The 15,597-nt window shown below is 37.5% G+C and carries 19 protein-coding genes; 18 read left to right on the top strand and 1 reads right to left on the bottom strand.

The window, feature by feature from the left end; translation table 11 throughout:
* The first annotated feature begins 3 nt into the window (after window positions 1-3).
* From MOC86_RS16485 to deoC, 3 genes are all read left to right on the top strand, one after another.
* Window positions 4-750 carry a 16S rRNA (uracil(1498)-N(3))-methyltransferase gene (locus MOC86_RS16485; protein ID WP_268585129.1) on the top strand — a complete coding sequence of 249 codons (747 nt, stop codon included), beginning with the start codon at window positions 4-6 and terminating at the stop codon, window positions 748-750.
* A gap of 5 nt (window positions 751-755) precedes the next feature.
* A complete protein-coding gene (mtaB, locus tag MOC86_RS16480) occupies window positions 756-2,114 on the top strand; it encodes a tRNA (N(6)-L-threonylcarbamoyladenosine(37)-C(2))-methylthiotransferase MtaB (RefSeq protein ID WP_268585128.1) in 1,359 nt (452 codons plus the stop codon).
* A gap of 136 nt (window positions 2,115-2,250) precedes the next feature.
* Window positions 2,251-2,919 (top strand): deoxyribose-phosphate aldolase, encoded by a 669-nt coding sequence (gene deoC, locus MOC86_RS16475; RefSeq protein ID WP_268585127.1) that lies wholly within the window; start codon window positions 2,251-2,253, stop codon window positions 2,917-2,919.
* 30 nt (window positions 2,920-2,949) lie between these two features.
* Here the strand turns inward: deoC and MOC86_RS16470 are convergent, their stop codons facing one another.
* The gene (locus MOC86_RS16470; RefSeq protein WP_268585126.1) at window positions 2,950-3,879 is read right to left on the bottom strand and encodes a Na/Pi symporter; all 930 of its coding nucleotides are present in this window, start codon (window positions 3,877-3,879) and stop codon (window positions 2,950-2,952) included.
* 202 nt (window positions 3,880-4,081) lie between these two features.
* Here MOC86_RS16470 and rpsU point away from each other — a divergent pair, with 202 nt between their 5' ends.
* The 15 genes from rpsU (at window position 4,082) to recO (ending at window position 15,538) form a co-directional block, all read left to right on the top strand.
* On the top strand, window positions 4,082-4,255 hold the full coding sequence (gene rpsU, locus MOC86_RS16465) for a 30S ribosomal protein S21 (RefSeq protein WP_019391431.1): 174 nt from the start codon (window positions 4,082-4,084) through the stop codon (window positions 4,253-4,255).
* Window positions 4,256-4,269: 14 nt separating this feature from the next.
* Window positions 4,270-4,713 (top strand): GatB/YqeY domain-containing protein, encoded by a 444-nt coding sequence (locus tag MOC86_RS16460; protein ID WP_019391432.1) that lies wholly within the window; start codon window positions 4,270-4,272, stop codon window positions 4,711-4,713.
* A 131-nt stretch (window positions 4,714-4,844) separates the two neighbouring features.
* Window positions 4,845-6,176, top strand: a complete 1,332-nt coding sequence (locus tag MOC86_RS16455; RefSeq protein WP_268585125.1) for an NfeD family protein — start codon at window positions 4,845-4,847, stop codon at window positions 6,174-6,176.
* A gap of 1 nt (window position 6,177) precedes the next feature.
* On the top strand, window positions 6,178-7,155 hold the full coding sequence (gene floA / locus MOC86_RS16450; RefSeq protein WP_061802026.1) for a flotillin-like protein FloA: 978 nt from the start codon (window positions 6,178-6,180) through the stop codon (window positions 7,153-7,155).
* 39 nt (window positions 7,156-7,194) lie between these two features.
* Complete coding sequence (locus tag MOC86_RS16445; protein ID WP_268585124.1) at window positions 7,195-7,605, top strand: hypothetical protein; 411 nt, start codon at window positions 7,195-7,197, stop codon at window positions 7,603-7,605.
* 47 nt (window positions 7,606-7,652) lie between these two features.
* A complete protein-coding gene (gene yqfC, locus MOC86_RS16440; protein WP_268585123.1) occupies window positions 7,653-7,937 on the top strand; it encodes a sporulation protein YqfC in 285 nt (94 codons plus the stop codon).
* 10 nt (window positions 7,938-7,947) lie between these two features.
* The gene (gene yqfD, locus MOC86_RS16435) at window positions 7,948-9,135 is read left to right on the top strand and encodes a sporulation protein YqfD (protein WP_268585122.1); all 1,188 of its coding nucleotides are present in this window, start codon (window positions 7,948-7,950) and stop codon (window positions 9,133-9,135) included.
* A gap of 3 nt (window positions 9,136-9,138) precedes the next feature.
* Window positions 9,139-10,101 (top strand): PhoH family protein, encoded by a 963-nt coding sequence (locus MOC86_RS16430; RefSeq protein WP_061802023.1) that lies wholly within the window; start codon window positions 9,139-9,141, stop codon window positions 10,099-10,101.
* A gap of 104 nt (window positions 10,102-10,205) precedes the next feature.
* Window positions 10,206-12,314, top strand: coding sequence for an HD family phosphohydrolase (locus MOC86_RS16425; RefSeq protein WP_268585274.1), 2,109 nt, complete (start codon window positions 10,206-10,208; stop codon window positions 12,312-12,314).
* On the top strand, window positions 12,298-12,765 hold the full coding sequence (gene ybeY, locus MOC86_RS16420; RefSeq protein WP_268585121.1) for an rRNA maturation RNase YbeY: 468 nt from the start codon (window positions 12,298-12,300) through the stop codon (window positions 12,763-12,765). Before MOC86_RS16425 ends, ybeY begins: the two co-directional genes overlap by 17 nt.
* A complete protein-coding gene (locus MOC86_RS16415; protein WP_268585120.1) occupies window positions 12,749-13,114 on the top strand; it encodes a diacylglycerol kinase family protein in 366 nt (121 codons plus the stop codon). The genes ybeY and MOC86_RS16415 overlap by 17 nt, the downstream gene beginning before the upstream one ends.
* A gap of 64 nt (window positions 13,115-13,178) precedes the next feature.
* Window positions 13,179-13,577, top strand: coding sequence for a cytidine deaminase (locus MOC86_RS16410; RefSeq protein WP_111921918.1), 399 nt, complete (start codon window positions 13,179-13,181; stop codon window positions 13,575-13,577).
* A complete protein-coding gene (era, locus tag MOC86_RS16405) occupies window positions 13,570-14,478 on the top strand; it encodes a GTPase Era (RefSeq protein WP_019391443.1) in 909 nt (302 codons plus the stop codon). Before MOC86_RS16410 ends, era begins: the two co-directional genes overlap by 8 nt.
* 103 nt (window positions 14,479-14,581) lie before the next feature.
* The gene (locus MOC86_RS16400; protein ID WP_019391444.1) at window positions 14,582-14,722 is read left to right on the top strand and encodes a YqzL family protein; all 141 of its coding nucleotides are present in this window, start codon (window positions 14,582-14,584) and stop codon (window positions 14,720-14,722) included.
* Window positions 14,723-14,755: 33 nt separating this feature from the next.
* On the top strand, window positions 14,756-15,538 hold the full coding sequence (gene recO, locus MOC86_RS16395; protein ID WP_268585119.1) for a DNA repair protein RecO: 783 nt from the start codon (window positions 14,756-14,758) through the stop codon (window positions 15,536-15,538).
* Window positions 15,539-15,597 lie beyond the last annotated feature (59 nt).

Genomic DNA, 15,597 nt, shown 5'->3' with positions numbered 1-15,597 from the left:
AATATGCAGCGATATTTCGTAGAAAAACACGTTGATAATAAATTTGAGATTTGTGGAGAAGATGCTCGTCATATTGTAAAAGTGATGAGAATGACGAGCGGTGATAAAGTGCTTTGCTGTACGAAGGAAGGCAAAACAGCGCTAAGTATAATTACAGAGATAGCAAATGATTGTGTTCTTTTAGAGGTAGAAGAGTGGCAGGAAGAAGAAAAAGAGCTTCCTGTTTCCGTAACGATTGCGAACGGGCTGCCTAAAGGGGATAAGCTTGAGCTTGTTATCCAAAAGGGAACTGAGCTTGGTGCAGCCGAGTTTATCCCTTTCATTGCTGCTCGTTCAATTGTTAAATGGGATAGTAAGAAAGCTTCTAAAAAAGTAGAGCGTTTCAAAAAGATTGCAAAAGAAGCAGCAGAACAGTCACATCGTACTGTTGTTCCAAGTGTTGTTGAACCATGCTCATTGAATAAGCTTATAGAGGTTAGTGAGACGTATACACATAAGATTGTCGCGTATGAAGAAGAAGCAAAACGTGGTGAGAAAGCTAATTTTGCCTCCATTTTGTCACGTCTTCAAAAAGGCGATTCAATTATTATTGTTGTTGGGCCTGAGGGCGGTCTAACAGAGGAAGAAGTGGAAAAGTTAAGGCAAGCTAACTTTGTTCCATGCAGCTTTGGACCAAGAATATTACGTACAGAAACAGCTCCTTTTTATGCACTTTCTGCTGTTTCCTACGAGACTGAATTAATGAGGTGATTACAATGCCAAAAGTGGCATTCCATACATTAGGTTGTAAAGTAAACCATTACGAAACAGAAGCAATTTGGCAGCTTTTCCAAAATAACGGATATGAGCGCGTTGAATACGAGCAAACATCAGATGTATATGTTATCAATACCTGTACTGTGACGAATACTGGAGACAAAAAGAGTCGCCAAGTTATTCGTCGTGCCATTCGCAAAAATCCTGACGCAGTTATTTGTGTAACAGGATGCTATGCTCAAACATCACCAGCAGAAATTATGGCTATTCCTGGTGTTGATATTGTTGTGGGAACACAAGATCGTATTAAAATGCTTGAGTATATTGAACAATATAAAAAAGAGCGCCAACCAATTAACGGTGTAACAAATATTATGAGAAATCGTGTATATGAAGAGCTAGACGTACCGGCTTTCACAGACCGTACGCGTGCGTCATTAAAAATCCAAGAAGGATGTAATAACTTCTGTACGTTCTGTATCATCCCTTGGGCTCGTGGTCTTATGCGTTCTCGTGATCCAGAAGAAGTCATTCGTCAAGCTCAGCAGCTTGTTGATGCAGGTTATAAAGAGATTGTGTTAACAGGTATTCATACAGGTGGATATGGTGAAGATATGAAAGATTATAATCTTGCAGCTCTTCTTCGTGATTTAGAAGCGAGAGTAGCTGGATTAAAGAGAATTCGTATTTCATCTATTGAAGCAAGCCAGATTACAGATGAAGTAATTGACGTTTTAAACAACTCTAACATTGTTGTGCGTCATTTACATGTGCCTCTTCAGTCAGGATCTAACACTGTTTTAAAAAGAATGCGTCGTAAATATACAATGGAATTCTTCGGTGAAAGACTTGATCGCCTTCGTGAAGCTCTTCCTGGCGTTGCCATTACTTCTGACGTTATCGTTGGCTTCCCTGGTGAAACAGAAGAAGAATTTATGGAAACCTATAATTTTATTAAAGACTACAACTTCTCTGAGCTTCATGTTTTCCCATATTCAAAACGTACGGGAACACCAGCAGCTCGCATGGAAGATCAAATTGATGAAGAAATTAAAAATGAGCGAGTTCATCGCCTTATTGAACTTTCAGATCAGCTAGCAAAAGAATATGCTTCAAACTATGAAGGTGAAGTGTTAGAAGTTATCCCAGAAGAAGTGGATAAGGAAAACCCAGAAAGTGGCCTTTTCATTGGCTATACTGATAATTATTTGAAAGTAAAATTCCAAGCAACAGAAGATATGATTGGTAAACTCGTTCGTGTAAAGATTACGAAATCAGGATATCCATATAATGAAGGACAATTTCTTCGTGTTGTAGAAGATACGCTTACTTCTGAACATATAAAACTAAGCTCATAATAAAAACTCTGTGTCCATATTCTGGATACAGAGTTTTCTTTTCGTAAATATTGAATTCGACTCGTTTTTTTGTGGAGAAAATGATAGAATCAACAGGTACGGACAACTATAAGGTGCTTTGAAAGGAGCAAATATTATGTCAAAAGAGATTGCTAAAATGATTGATCATACACTGCTAAAAGCAGATGCTAAAAAAGAGGAAATTGAAAAGCTTTGTGAGGAAGCGAAAGAACATCATTTTGCTTCTGTGTGTGTTAACCCAACATGGGTAAGTTTATCTTCTTCTCTATTAGAAGGAACAGATGTAAAAGTATGTACAGTTATTGGTTTTCCACTTGGAGCTAACACGCCTGAAGTGAAAGCGTTTGAAGCCCAAAATGCTATCTCAAATGGAGCAATAGAAGTTGATATGGTCATTAACATTGGAGCTCTTAAAGATGGAAATGATCAAGAAGTAAAGCGTGATATTCAAGCAGTTGTTGAAGCATCAAAAGGTGTTCTTGTAAAAGTTATCATTGAAACTTGTCTATTAACAGAGGACGAAAAAATTCGTGCATGCAAACTTGCAGTTGAAGCAGGAGCGGACTATGTTAAGACGTCAACAGGATTCTCAACAGGCGGAGCAACTGTAGAAGACGTAGCATTAATGCGCAAAACAGTTGGACCAGACGTTGGTGTGAAAGCATCTGGGGGTGTACGTAATGCAGAAGGAGCAAAAGCAGTAATTGAAGCAGGAGCTACCCGTATTGGTGCAAGCTCAGGCATTGCCATTGTAAACGGATATACAGCAGATACTGATTATTAAGGAGGAGCGGCTTATGCCATACCTCCTTTTTTATGTTGGTCGGTAAGGACTTTTTCTCTCTCTAACATAAATAATCAATTTTATGAGTGGAAGAAATAAAGCTGCTAAAAAAATGTGAGAACCTAAGAAAAATAAGCGTAACAATTCTTCTTCTGTGAAAAATAGCATCGAGAGTATGTGATGAAATGCATAGAATAGCGGAAGAAAGATACTTGTTCCTAACGTGTTGATTAGTATATAAAATAAAGCCAAAAATTTTCCTTCCTTATTACTCCCAATACTTGCTACTAAAGGAAAGAGAGAGGTGCCAATACTAATTCCCCAAAGCAGAAAAAGAGAAGATTTAAAAGGTAAGGCTTGTTCTTTAATAGCCTCCAGCACAATTTCAAATAGAAATGTATGGGACTGAATAATTCCGCCTAATAATATTCCAATAATTGAACCAAGAAGTTCGTTTGATGACAAAGCATTCATAGAGTCTTGTACAAAAGTGAGGGGAAAAAGGGTATGTGAAAGCGACTTGCATCCACTTAGAGCGACTGTTAAACATCCTAATCCAAAGAGAATAACGCCAATTGAAAAACTTTTTCGAGATGATAACATAATAAGAAATGTACCGAGAAGTAAAAGTGGTAATACCAAATTTGAAACAGGAAAGAAGACGAAGCTAGGAATCCAAGCTCCAATGTTTGCTCCTAATGTAACAGATAGTGCTTTACGAAGGGGGAGAAATCTAGCTGAAACAAGCACAATGGCAATGATTATAACAACAGAACTGCTTTGAGTAATAAATGTAATAAGTATCCCTGTAAGGAAACTGTGTGCAGATGTTTTGGTAAGAAAGGAAAGCTGATTTCTTAAAGGTTGGTTCTCGAAATTTTGAAGTCCTATCTTTAAAAGAAGCATTCCAAAAAGAAAAATTGTCAAAAAAACAGCGAAAAAAGAAAGCACTTCAATCATAAATTTCACCTCTTCTCATTATAGTGAAAAGAGATGTTTTTCTATGCCAACTTTTTAGGACAGAAAAGACGTTATTTTCTCATTCAACTTATGTGCGAATACAGTTGACCTTTAAAATCATTTGTATTATAATTGCAAAAGACATGTTTTTTCACATGTAATTAATCGATGGTAGTGGTTTGTTCGGAGGGAGGGAAATAGAATGTCAAAAACGACCGTTCGTAAAAACGAATCGCTTGAAGATGCTCTTCGACGCTTTAAACGTCAAGTATCAAAAACTGGTACTTTGCAAGAAGCACGTAAGCGTGAATTCTATGAAAAGCCTAGCGTAAGACGCAAGAAAAAGTCTGAAGCTGCACGTAAACGTAAATTTTAAAAGAGGGTGTATTTATGAGTCTTCTCGATCGTTTAAATGATGATATGAAACAGGCGATGAGAGATAAAGACAAGCAAAAACTCTCTGTTATTCGTATGACCAAAGCAGCTCTTCAAAATGAGAGCATTAACAGTGGGTCACCTTTAACAGAAGATGATGAGTTAACCATTCTTTCTCGTGAGGTAAAGCAACGTAAAGAATCCCTCCATGAATTCGAACAGGCAGGTCGGGGCGACCTGGTTGAGAAAATAAACCACGAGCTTGCTATTTTAAAGCAGTATATGCCTGAACAGTTAACTGAAGAAGAAGTGGCTGAAATTGTGAAAAAAGCAATTGCCGACGTACAAGCTTCTTCTAAATCAGATATGGGAAAAGTAATGAGCGCTGTAATGCCGAAAGTAAAGGGCAAAGCAGACGGATCACTAGTAAATAAGCTCGTTCGTGAGCATCTTTCATAAAAGCATCTTACATTATGTAAGATGCTTTTTTCATTTGTAAAAATAAATTTAGAAAAGTGGGAACCTAAACAATGTTCATTCGTATATAAAGATAGCTAGAAGATATAATGGTAAAAAAGGGAGGTGAGCATTTGAAGAGAAAAGCCCTATTATTTTTCACCATTATTTTCTCTGTTCTTTCTTTCTTTTCTTTTACAAGTCAATCACAAGGGGCTTCAAAGAAAGTATACGTTATTCCACTTGAAAACGAAGTTGGAAAAGGAATGTATAAATTTTTAAATAGAGGACTTCATGAAGCAGAAAAGGCTGAAGCTGATTTAATTGTTATCAAAATGGACACACCTGGAGGAGCGGTTGATAGTGCTATTGATATTGGAAAGCGCTTTTCTAACGAAAAAATTCCAATCGTTACATTTGTAGATAATGAGGCCCTTTCGGCAGGAGCCTACATTGCATTAAACACAGATGAAATTTATATGACAAAATCCGCTGTTATGGGAGCCGCTGCACCTATTACAATGGATGGAAATACAGCAGGTAAAAAAGCACAATCACGCTGGAACGCTGCAATGGAATCTGCTGCAAACAGCTATGGAGTTGATTCAAAATATGCATTAGCAATGGCGGATGAATCTGTGAATGTACCTGAGTATGGAGCAGGGGAAGATAAATTGTTAACATTAACAGCTAAGAACGCACTCGAAGTTGGCTATTCAAAAGGAACAGAAGAGAATTTAGACAGTTTACTACAAAAGCTTGGTTATAGTGATGCTTCGATTACAACAGTTGATGAGTCCGTTTCCGAAAAGATTGCTCGCTTTGTAACAAATCCAATTATTGTACCTATTTTACTTTCAATAGGGAGTTTAGCCCTTATTATTGAGCTTTTTACGCCAACATTTGGATTAGCTGGATTTGTAGGAATTGTATCACTTCTATTATTTTTCTTTGGTCATATGATTGCCGGATTTGCAGGAATTGAAACAATCGTTCTCTTTATTATTGGGCTTGTTCTCCTCTTTTTAGAAGTTTTTCTACCTGGAGGCATTATTGGAATTATTGGTTTAGGCGCAATATTTACAAGTTTCTTTATGGCTACAATAAGTTACATGCTTATGGCTATTTCAATTGCGATTGCTGCTATTGTAGCGATTGGGGGGGCATTTATATTAATGAAGTTCTTTAAACGTAGATTAAATGGGTTCCGAAAGCTTGTGTTAAGTGATTCCACAAGCACTGAAAAAGGCTATATTTCAAGCCGGGATCGCAAAGATTTAATAGGACAGCAAGGGATTACAACAACGCCTCTCAGGCCGTCTGGAACCGTTCTTTTAAACGAAGAATATCTAGACGTCGTAACAGAGGGAGGCTACGTTGGTTCAGATATAAAAGTGAAAATTATAAAGGTAGAAGGCTCACGTATTGTTGTAAGACCCATCAAAGAAGAAATAGAGGAGGAATAAGATGGACATTACCGTACTTATTTTAATTGGATTAGGGATTATTCTATTAGGGGTTTTCTTCACCTTTGTTCCAGTAATGCTGTGGATTTCAGCATTAGCTGCAGGTGTGAGAGTGAGTATTTTTACTCTTGTAGGAATGAGGCTTCGCCGCGTTATTCCGTCACGCGTTGTGAATCCGTTAATTAAAGCAAAAAAAGCTGGGCTAGAAGTAACGATTAATCAGCTTGAAAGTCACTACTTAGCAGGTGGTAACGTTGACCGCGTTATTAACGCGCTAATTGCTGCACACCGTGCTAATATTGATTTAAGCTTTGAACGCTGTGCAGCTATTGATTTAGCTGGACGTGATGTTCTTGAAGCCGTACAGATGAGCGTTAATCCAAAAGTTATTGAAACGCCGTTTATTGCAGGGGTAGCGATGGATGGAATCGAAGTAAAAGCGAAAGCAAGAATAACGGTTCGTGCAAATATCGATCGCCTTGTTGGGGGAGCTGGAGAAGATACAGTGATTGCCCGCGTTGGTGAGGGGATTGTTAGTACAATTGGTTCACAAATAGATCATAAAAAGGTGCTTGAAAACCCGGACATGATTTCTCAAACTGTATTAAGTAAAGGGCTTGATTCAGGGACAGCATTTGAAATTCTATCGATTGATATTGCAGACATCGATATTGGCAAAAATATTGGGGCCGTTCTGCAAACAGATCAGGCTGAAGCAGATAAAAACATTGCGCAAGCCAAAGCAGAAGAGCGTCGTGCAATGGCCGTTGCTCAAGAGCAAGAAATGCGTGCACGTGTAGAAGAAATGCGTGCTAAAGTTGTTGAAGCGGAAGCGGAAGTTCCACTTGCAATGGCAGAAGCGCTTCGTTCAGGTAACATTGGTGTAATGGATTACATGAACATTAAGAATATTGACGCAGACACAGATATGCGTGATTCATTTGGCAAACTAACAAAAGACGATGATGAAGATCAATAAACAGTATAGTCATGGTTATGATGGAATGGAGGTGGAGAAGTGGATACACTCATTGACTTTCTGTTAAGTAATATCGTAATTGTGATTGCAGTTCTTGGCTTTATTTGGGGAATTATTCAAAAGGCGCTTGGAAAAACCGAAGAGCAGAGAGAACGACAACCTGTTGAAATGAAAGAAGAACAGAAAAGAGAGGTATCACAGCCACATCGTGTTGAAGAAACACACTCCGCTTTTGAGCGTGAAAGAGAAGAACAGCAGAAAAGACTTCGTGAAGCAAAAGAACGCTACAAGAGTGCTCTTAAAAGCGTTGAGAAAGCGTCTACTCTTTCCACTAAAACATGGAGCAAAAAGCCTAAAATAGGGCTTTCGAGGAAGAAAGCTGTTGAAGGAATGATTTGGTCTGAAATATTAGGTAAGCCAAGAGCAAAACGAAAACATAATTTACGGTGATAATTTCCCCCTTTTTTCATAAATATGAGATGAAAGGGGGTTCTTTTATGCCTAAAAAATGGAGACAGCACTTGGAGAGATGGATGACTCGACAAATGGAACTACCCCAAGATGTAACGATGGATTTGGCGCGTATTACGATGGTGGGCCATATCCACATTTACATAGAGAATCATAAAGGACTCTTAGCATTTTCAGATAAAGAAATTCGGATCCTCTTAAAGTATAACCAACTTATTATAAGAGGTGAAGATCTTGTTATAAAAGCGATTTTACCGGAAGAGATCATTGTAGAAGGGAAGATCGATCAAGTTCTTTATATTGATCAATAGGAGGTTCTTCATGAAAAATCAATGGCTGCATTTTTGGGTAGGAAAAATTCATTTAAAACTAACTGGTGAAGGTATTGAGCGATTTTTGAATGACTGTACAAGACAAGATATTTCAGTTCTTAACGTACAGTTTAAAAATGAAGGAGAAGTAAGAGCCACTTTTTTATTGAAAGATTTATCAAAAATTCGTACAATCATCCGCAAGCACCCTTGCAAAATTCACTTTACTAAAAGTGAGGGTGCTCCTTTTTGGCAAAAACGCTTGTTAAAAAACGTTGGGTTTGTATGTGGTACGCTCCTGTGCTTATTTGTCATCCTCTTTTTATCAAACATGGTGTGGAGTATAGAGATAAAAGGGGCTAACCCTAAAACAGAGCATGAGATTATGAAGAAATTGGACGAACTTGGCGTGAAAGTAGGAAAAAGTCAGTTTGCAATTGACGATCCTGAAACCCTTCAAAAAAAGATCACGGACGGCATCGAAGATATTACGTGGATTGGAGTTGAGCTACGGGGAACTTCTTATCATTTTCAAGTTGTAGAAAAAAAGGCTCCAAAAGAATCAAAAGGATCTTCGCCTCAAAATCTTATTGCGAAAAAGAAAGCGATTATTAACTATATGTTTGTTGAAAAAGGACAACCAATCGTAGAAGTGAATGAACATGTAGAAAAAGGACAAACTCTTGTTTCAGGCGTGATCGGAAATGAAAAAGAAAGCAAAGCCATCTCTGCCAAAGGGGAAATACTTGGTGAAGTATGGTATAAATCAACAGTAGAAGTGCCAATCAAAACAGAATTTGAAGTATTGACAGGAGAAAGCAAAACAAAACATTCAGTGAGCTTGTTTGGAGGGAAACTGCCGTTTTGGGGCTTTTTTGATGATGATTATAAAATGAAGAAAAAGGAGAAGATTGTAAAGCCTGTCTACTTTTTTAATTGGAAAACACCTTTAAAGTATGAAAAACAGGTAATTCGGGAAAACGAAAAAGTAACCCGTCAATATACAAAGAAAGAAGCTGTGAAACGAGGCCTCCAAATTGCTCGTGAAGATTTACTGAGCAAGGTTGATGGAGAGGTTAAGATCGTGGATGAAAATGTTTTGCACCAAACGACGGACAGTGGTAAAGTAAAATTAGTGGTTTATTACCAAGTAATAGAAAACATTGTTGGCACACAACCAATTATTCAAGGAGACTAAAGAATGGCAGAACAGCTAGTTACGATGAATTTACAGGTTGATAACCCAAATGAAGCTGTTGCTTTGTTTGGTACTCAAGATGCAAACTTACGACGTATTGAACAAGAAATGAATGTGTCTATTGTGACGCGCGGTGAAACGGTGAGCGTTTCAGGCGATGCGGAAGCAGTACAAGTAGTAGAAGAAGTACTAAAAAAACTGTTAGCCGTAATTAGAAAGAATATAACAATCTCAGAAAGAGATGTTGTATATGCCATTGAAATGGGTAAAAAAGGATCGCTTGAATTTTTTGTCGATCTTTATGAAGAAGAGATTGCTCGTAATGTAAAGGGAAAACCAATAAGAGTTAAAACGCTTGGACAAAGACACTACATTTCAGCAATGAAGCGAAATGATCTTGTATTTGGCATTGGACCAGCCGGAACGGGGAAAACATATTTAGCCGTTGTAATGGCTGTTAATGCTTTGAAAAATGGACATGTAAAACGCATTATTTTAACGAGACCCGCTGTTGAAGCTGGAGAAAGTTTAGGATTCCTGCCTGGTGATCTTAAGGAGAAAGTTGATCCTTATTTACGACCGTTGTATGACGCTCTTCACGATGTATTAGGAACAGAGCATACAGGTCGATTAATTGAGCGTGGGGTTATTGAAATTGCTCCTCTTGCTTACATGCGCGGCAGAACGCTTGACGATGCGTTTGTTATTTTAGATGAAGCTCAAAATACAACACAAGCACAGATGAAGATGTTTCTAACTCGCTTAGGATTTGGTTCTAAAATGGTTATTACAGGAGATATCTCTCAAGTTGACTTGCCAAAAGGAGTAAAGTCATCAGGTCTTGAAGCAGCTAAAACATTTTTAGCTTCCATCAAAGGCATCTCTTTTATATACTTAGAACAGTCTGATGTTGTCCGTCATCCGCTTGTTGGGAAAATTATTGAAGCCTATGACAAGCACAGCTAAGACCCTTCCCTAAGGATAGGGTCTTTTTTACATAATGAAGTACAGTACAGCGTTTGTTTTTACTTTAAAGGGGGAACAAGGTTGTGTTAAAGCTATGGAAACAAATGATGGAACAGTTGAATAAACTGAAATTCATCCAGATTGGTCTGTACGCCTTGTTAGGAATATTTCTATTTTCCATAATGTATAACAACGTAAAGCCAGAAGAGCTTGATTTACGAAAATTCACCATCTCAAAACAAACTGTGTACGCTCCTATTACGATAGAAGACAAGGAGAGTACAGAGAAAAAGCGTGAGGAAGCAAAGGAATCTGTTGCAGATGTATATACGTTAAAAACGGAATATGCCCAAAATCGAATAGACCTTGTAGAGTCCATTTTTAACGCTGTAGATGATTTCAAGAAACAAAACAAAGGAATTACGGATGAAGAAATTGTAGATGTTAAAAGTCAGCTCAAAGAGACGATGCCAAAGGAAGCTTCTCGAGGCTTATCAGAAGATGTATTTGAAACGCTTGTTAAAACTGATAAAGAACAGCTTTCAGCTGCTAAGGATACCATTATTACAGCTATCCATCAGACGATGAAAAATCGCGTCACTGTTCAAGATATTAGCAATAAACGCAAAGATACAGCAAATCAGCTTATGTATGCAAATGTTGATGATAATGTGAAAGAAGCGATGAGAGCTATTGCTGAATTTGCTGTTGTTCCTAATGTAGTTTATGATCCGAACAAAACAAAAGAAAATCGTCAAGAAGCATTGGAAAAAATCGACCCTGTTCGTATTAAGCAAGGCCAAATTCTTGTTGAAGAAGGTCAGCTTATTACCTCTGATATTTATCATCAGCTACAACTTGTGGGATTATTAGATAATAAGCATCTTATTCCACCGTTTGTTGGGCTTGGCTTGCTTGTCGTTATCATGATTAGTGCTATCGTATATTATTTAAAAGAATTTCATCAAAAGGCGTATCAGCCTCTTGTTCTTTATGTAATCGTAATGATGATTACGATTACAATCATAAAACTTGTTAGTTTATTTCAGGAACAAGAGATATCTGATCTGGGATATTTAGCTCCTGTCGCAACAGGAGGACTTTTATTAAGGCTTCTTTTAAATGAGAAGGTAGCTGTTATTTCAAGCATTGTTGTAGCTATTTGTGGGAGTATTATCTTTAATCAAGAAGTTACAAACGTTTTTAATATGCCAATGGCTCTTTATTTCCTTATTAGCTCTATAGCTGGTATCTTATTTATCAATCACCAGCAGCGGAGATCACAAATTTTACAAGCGGGTTTATTTATAGCTTTTATGAACATTGTGGCGATTTTTGCGATTGTATTTCTGAAAAATGGTCAGATTGATAATATGGAGGTTGGTTATTATAGCTTGATGGCCGTTTCTTCTGGTATTATATCTTCAGTCTTAACAATTGGAATTCTACCTTTTTTTGAAGCAGGATTTGGTATTTTATCAAGCATCAAGCTTATTGAGCTTTCAAATCCGAATCATCCGTTGTTAAGAAAAATCTTGACTGAAACACCAGGAACGTACCATCATAGCGTAATGGTAGCAAACTTAGCTGAAGCTGCTTGTGAAGCAATAGGAGCAAACGGGCTTTTAGCAAGGGTAGGCTCTTATTATCATGATATCGGAAAAACAAGGCGTCCTCACTATTTTATTGAAAATCAGATGAACATCAAGAATCCACATGACCGTCTACCTCCAGAGGTTAGTAAAAATATTATTATTGCACATGCTGTTGATGGAGCGGACATTTTACGGAAACACAAATTCCCAAGAGAATTTGTAGATATTGCCCGGGAGCATCACGGAACAACGTTGCTTAAATTTTTCTACTACAAAGCAGTAGAAAAAAGCGAAAAAGAAATATCTGAGTGCGAGTACCGTTATCCAGGTCCAAAAGCACAAACAAAAGAATCAGCAATTATTGGCATTGCGGATAGCGTTGAGGCTGCTGTAAGATCGATGTCAAATCCAACCCCTGAAAAAATTGAAAACTTAGTTTCAAATATTATTAAAGATCGACTTCAAGACGGACAGTTGAACGAATGTGATTTAACACTACGGGAGCTTGGAACTGTATCGAAAGCACTTTGTGAAACATTAAATGGTATTTTCCATTCGCGCATTGAATATCCGGATATGAAGAAAGAAAAGGAGAATGAAGATGACTCTAGCAGTTGATTTTATTGACGAAACAGGAAACGTAACGGAAGAACAAGAAACAAAAATTCACGGATTATTAAAGCTTGCAGCTCAAATGGAAGAAGTGAGCAATGCAGAACTGTCATTGACATTCGTAGACAATGACGCTATTCAAGATATCAATAGAGAGTATCGGGGGAAAGATAAGCCAACAGATGTAATCTCATTTGCTATGGAAGAAATGGGAGAAGGAGAGCTTGAAATTGTTGGTGAAGATTTACCACGAGCTTTAGGAGATATTATCATTTCGATTCCAAAAGCAGAGGAACAAGCAGAAGAATATGGTCATTCCTTTATGAGAGAGCTAGGGTTTTTAGCTGTGCATGGTTTCTTGCATTTATTAGGGTATGATCATGAAACAGAAGAAGAAGAGAAAGAGATGTTCACTAGACAAACAGAAATTTTAGAACGCTATGGGCTTACACGATAAACATTCGTTTCTCAAAAGCTTCTCTTATGCTTTCTCAGGGATAAAGACCTCTTTTCAAAGTGAGCTACATCTTAAAATCCACTCGTTCGCGGGAATCTTAGCTTTGGGCGGTGGTTTCTACTTCGGGATTACAAAAATAGAGTGGATTGTGATTATTCTTTTGATTATGGGAATGTTCAGTTTAGAAATGATGAATACAGCCATAGAGAAAACAGTCGATTTGGTTACAAGAGATTATCACCATCTTGCTAAAAAGGCAAAGGATATTGCTGCAGGAGCTGTGCTTGTGTATGCAATAGGAGCTGTGGTTATTGGCATAATTATTTTTTGGCCATATCTAGGAATTTAAAGTTGTGAGAGAAGATAGTTTTTGATAGTATTTATTTTACTACTGAGTGAATAGGGGAATGAATATGGATAAAATAGCGTTGATGGAAGAAGCCAAAAAAGCAAGAGAACTTGCTTATGCACCGTATTCAAAGTTCAAAGTTGGAGCTGCTTTGCTAACAGAAAACGGTGATGTATATAAAGGATGTAACATTGAAAATGCAGCGTACAGCTTATGTAACTGTGCGGAGCGAACGGCGCTGTTTAAAGCGTATTCAGATGGGAATAAACAATATACAGCACTTGCTGTAGTAGCAGACACAGATCGTCCTGTTTCCCCTTGTGGTGCATGTCGACAAGTTATCTCAGAACTGTGTCCAAGCGATATGAAAGTATATTTAACGAATTTAAAAGGCGACGTAGCAGAAATGACAGTAAGCGAACTGCTGCCAGGCGCATTTACAGCGGAGGATTTACATGAGTGAACAAAAGTTTAAATCAGGTTTCGTGTCAATTATCGGTAGACCAAACGTAGGGAAATCAACGTTTTTAAACAGAGTAATTGGCCAAAAGATTGCGATTATGAGTGACAAACCTCAAACAACCCGAAACAAAATTCAAGGAGTATATACAGACAACGATTCACAAGTCATTTTCATTGATACGCCAGGGATTCATAAACCAAAGCACAAACTTGGTGACTTTATGATGAAAGTGGCTCAAAATACGCTTCGTGAAGTTGACCTTGTTTTATTTATGATGAACGTTGAACAAGGTTTTGGGCGCGGCGATGAGTTTATTATCGAGCGTTTAAAGGAAACAAACACTCCTGTCTTTTTAGTGATGAATAAAATTGACCAAATTCATCCAGACGAGCTTTTTCCCCTTATTGAACAATATAAAGAACTTTACGATTTTAAAGAGATTATTCCAATTTCAGCATTGGAAGGAAACAATGTTGATACATTGCTAGAACAAGTAAAGCGCTATGTGCCAGAAGGTCCTCAATACTATCCAGCAGATCAGGTAACAGACCATCCTGAGCGTTTTATTATTAGCGAACTTATTCGTGAAAAGGCGCTTCATTTAACACGTGAAGAAATTCCTCATTCAATTGCTGTTGCGATTGAAGCAATTGAACGACGTGAAGGTGGAAATGCTGTTTATGTTAGCGCAACAGTTGTTGTTGAAAGATCTTCGCAAAAAGGGATTATCATTGGGAAACAAGGGAAAATGTTAAAAGAGATTGGAAAACGTGCTCGAGTAGATATTGAGAACTTGTTAGGATCTAAAGTATTTCTAGAGCTTTGGGTAAAGGTTCAAAAAGACTGGCGCAATCGTTCCACGCATCTTAGAGATTTTGGATTTAGAGCCGACGAATATTAAGTGGGGATTTACTAAATTTTGTGTTACATGATTTACTTTTGAAATGGCTATTCTAATCTTAAGCAACTTGAAATTGTAAGCCGATGATTAGGAGGGGTATTTCATGTTAAATCTTACCTGGAAAGTATTTGAGAACACAGGTAATATCGACGCTTATCTTCTTTTTAAGGAAATGGAAAAGAAGGTGGAAGAACCCACATCACAGACGGAACTGTCCGAGGATGATAATATAACAATGTTGTAGAGCGTTTGTGCTATAAACGAATAGGTGAGCGTATTGTTAAAAAAATGTGAAGGTATTGTCATTCGTGCAAATCATTATGGTGAAAGCAATAAAATTGTAACGCTTTTTACAAGAGAGCTAGGAAAAATCGGGGTTATGGCAAGAGGAGCTAAAAAGCCAAGCAGTCGCTTGTCAGCCCTTACACATCCATTTACTTATGGTAGTTTTTTAATACAAACTGGATCAGGATCAGGTATGGGAACTCTTAGTCAAGGAGAGATCATAGCCTCAATGCGAAGCATACGTGAAGATATCTTTTTAACCGCGTATGCTTCTTATGTTGTTGAATTAACGGACCGGGCAACAGAATCTAGAAAAAGCAATCCATTTTTATTTGAACTGCTTTTTCAAACTTTAACATATATTGATGAAGGATATGACAAAGATGTTCTTCTTTCTATTTATAAACTAAAAATGCTTGATGTATTAGGGATTGCACCACAGCTAAACAGATGTGCTATTTGCGGTGCAAGCGATGGCGTTTTTGCATTTTCTACAAAAGAGGGAGGACTACTTTGCCATCGTTGCTATGAACACGATCTGTATCATATTAAATTATCGCCTATGCTTGTTAAGCTGCTCCGTCTTTTTTATTATATGGACTTAAAAAGGTTGGGAAGTATTTCATTGAAAGAAGAAACGAAAAAAAGGCTCGCTTTTATTATTGATACGTACTATGCTGAATTATCTGGTTTAACGCTTAAATCTGAGCGTTTCTTAAAACAGATGGATTCTTTACGTGATACTTTTTCTGATGACGTAAATGAAAAATCATAATGCCACTTCTTATGAATTTATAGACTACCTAAGCATTTCCCTTTCATAACTGTTAAATT

Origin of the sequence: Priestia endophytica (genome assembly GCF_026790145.1) — a bacterium.
GTDB lineage: Bacteria > Bacillota > Bacilli > Bacillales > Bacillaceae_H > Bacillus_I > Bacillus_I endophytica_A.
The sequence above is the reverse complement of the archived record's forward strand: the minus strand, read 5'-3'. Positions and strand labels throughout refer to the sequence as shown.

Coding starts and splice junctions, on each gene's coding strand:
- MOC86_RS16415 (WP_268585120.1), top strand. CDS start 12,749: ATGGGCTTACACGATAAACATTCGTTTCTCAAAAGCTTCTCTTATGCT.
- rpsU (WP_019391431.1), top strand. CDS start 4,082: ATGTCAAAAACGACCGTTCGTAAAAACGAATCGCTTGAAGATGCTCTT.
- MOC86_RS16410 (WP_111921918.1), top strand. CDS start 13,179: ATGGATAAAATAGCGTTGATGGAAGAAGCCAAAAAAGCAAGAGAACTT.
- MOC86_RS16470 (WP_268585126.1), bottom strand. CDS start 3,879: ATGATTGAAGTGCTTTCTTTTTTCGCTGTTTTTTTGACAATTTTTCTT.
- MOC86_RS16460 (WP_019391432.1), top strand. CDS start 4,270: ATGAGTCTTCTCGATCGTTTAAATGATGATATGAAACAGGCGATGAGA.
- MOC86_RS16400 (WP_019391444.1), top strand. CDS start 14,582: ATGTTAAATCTTACCTGGAAAGTATTTGAGAACACAGGTAATATCGAC.
- MOC86_RS16485 (WP_268585129.1), top strand. CDS start 4: ATGCAGCGATATTTCGTAGAAAAACACGTTGATAATAAATTTGAGATT.
- deoC (WP_268585127.1), top strand. CDS start 2,251: ATGTCAAAAGAGATTGCTAAAATGATTGATCATACACTGCTAAAAGCA.
- yqfC (WP_268585123.1), top strand. CDS start 7,653: ATGCCTAAAAAATGGAGACAGCACTTGGAGAGATGGATGACTCGACAA.
- mtaB (WP_268585128.1), top strand. CDS start 756: ATGCCAAAAGTGGCATTCCATACATTAGGTTGTAAAGTAAACCATTAC.
- MOC86_RS16430 (WP_061802023.1), top strand. CDS start 9,139: ATGGCAGAACAGCTAGTTACGATGAATTTACAGGTTGATAACCCAAAT.
- MOC86_RS16425 (WP_268585274.1), top strand. CDS start 10,206: ATGATGGAACAGTTGAATAAACTGAAATTCATCCAGATTGGTCTGTAC.
- yqfD (WP_268585122.1), top strand. CDS start 7,948: ATGAAAAATCAATGGCTGCATTTTTGGGTAGGAAAAATTCATTTAAAA.
- ybeY (WP_268585121.1), top strand. CDS start 12,298: ATGACTCTAGCAGTTGATTTTATTGACGAAACAGGAAACGTAACGGAA.
- era (WP_019391443.1), top strand. CDS start 13,570: ATGAGTGAACAAAAGTTTAAATCAGGTTTCGTGTCAATTATCGGTAGA.
- floA (WP_061802026.1), top strand. CDS start 6,178: ATGGACATTACCGTACTTATTTTAATTGGATTAGGGATTATTCTATTA.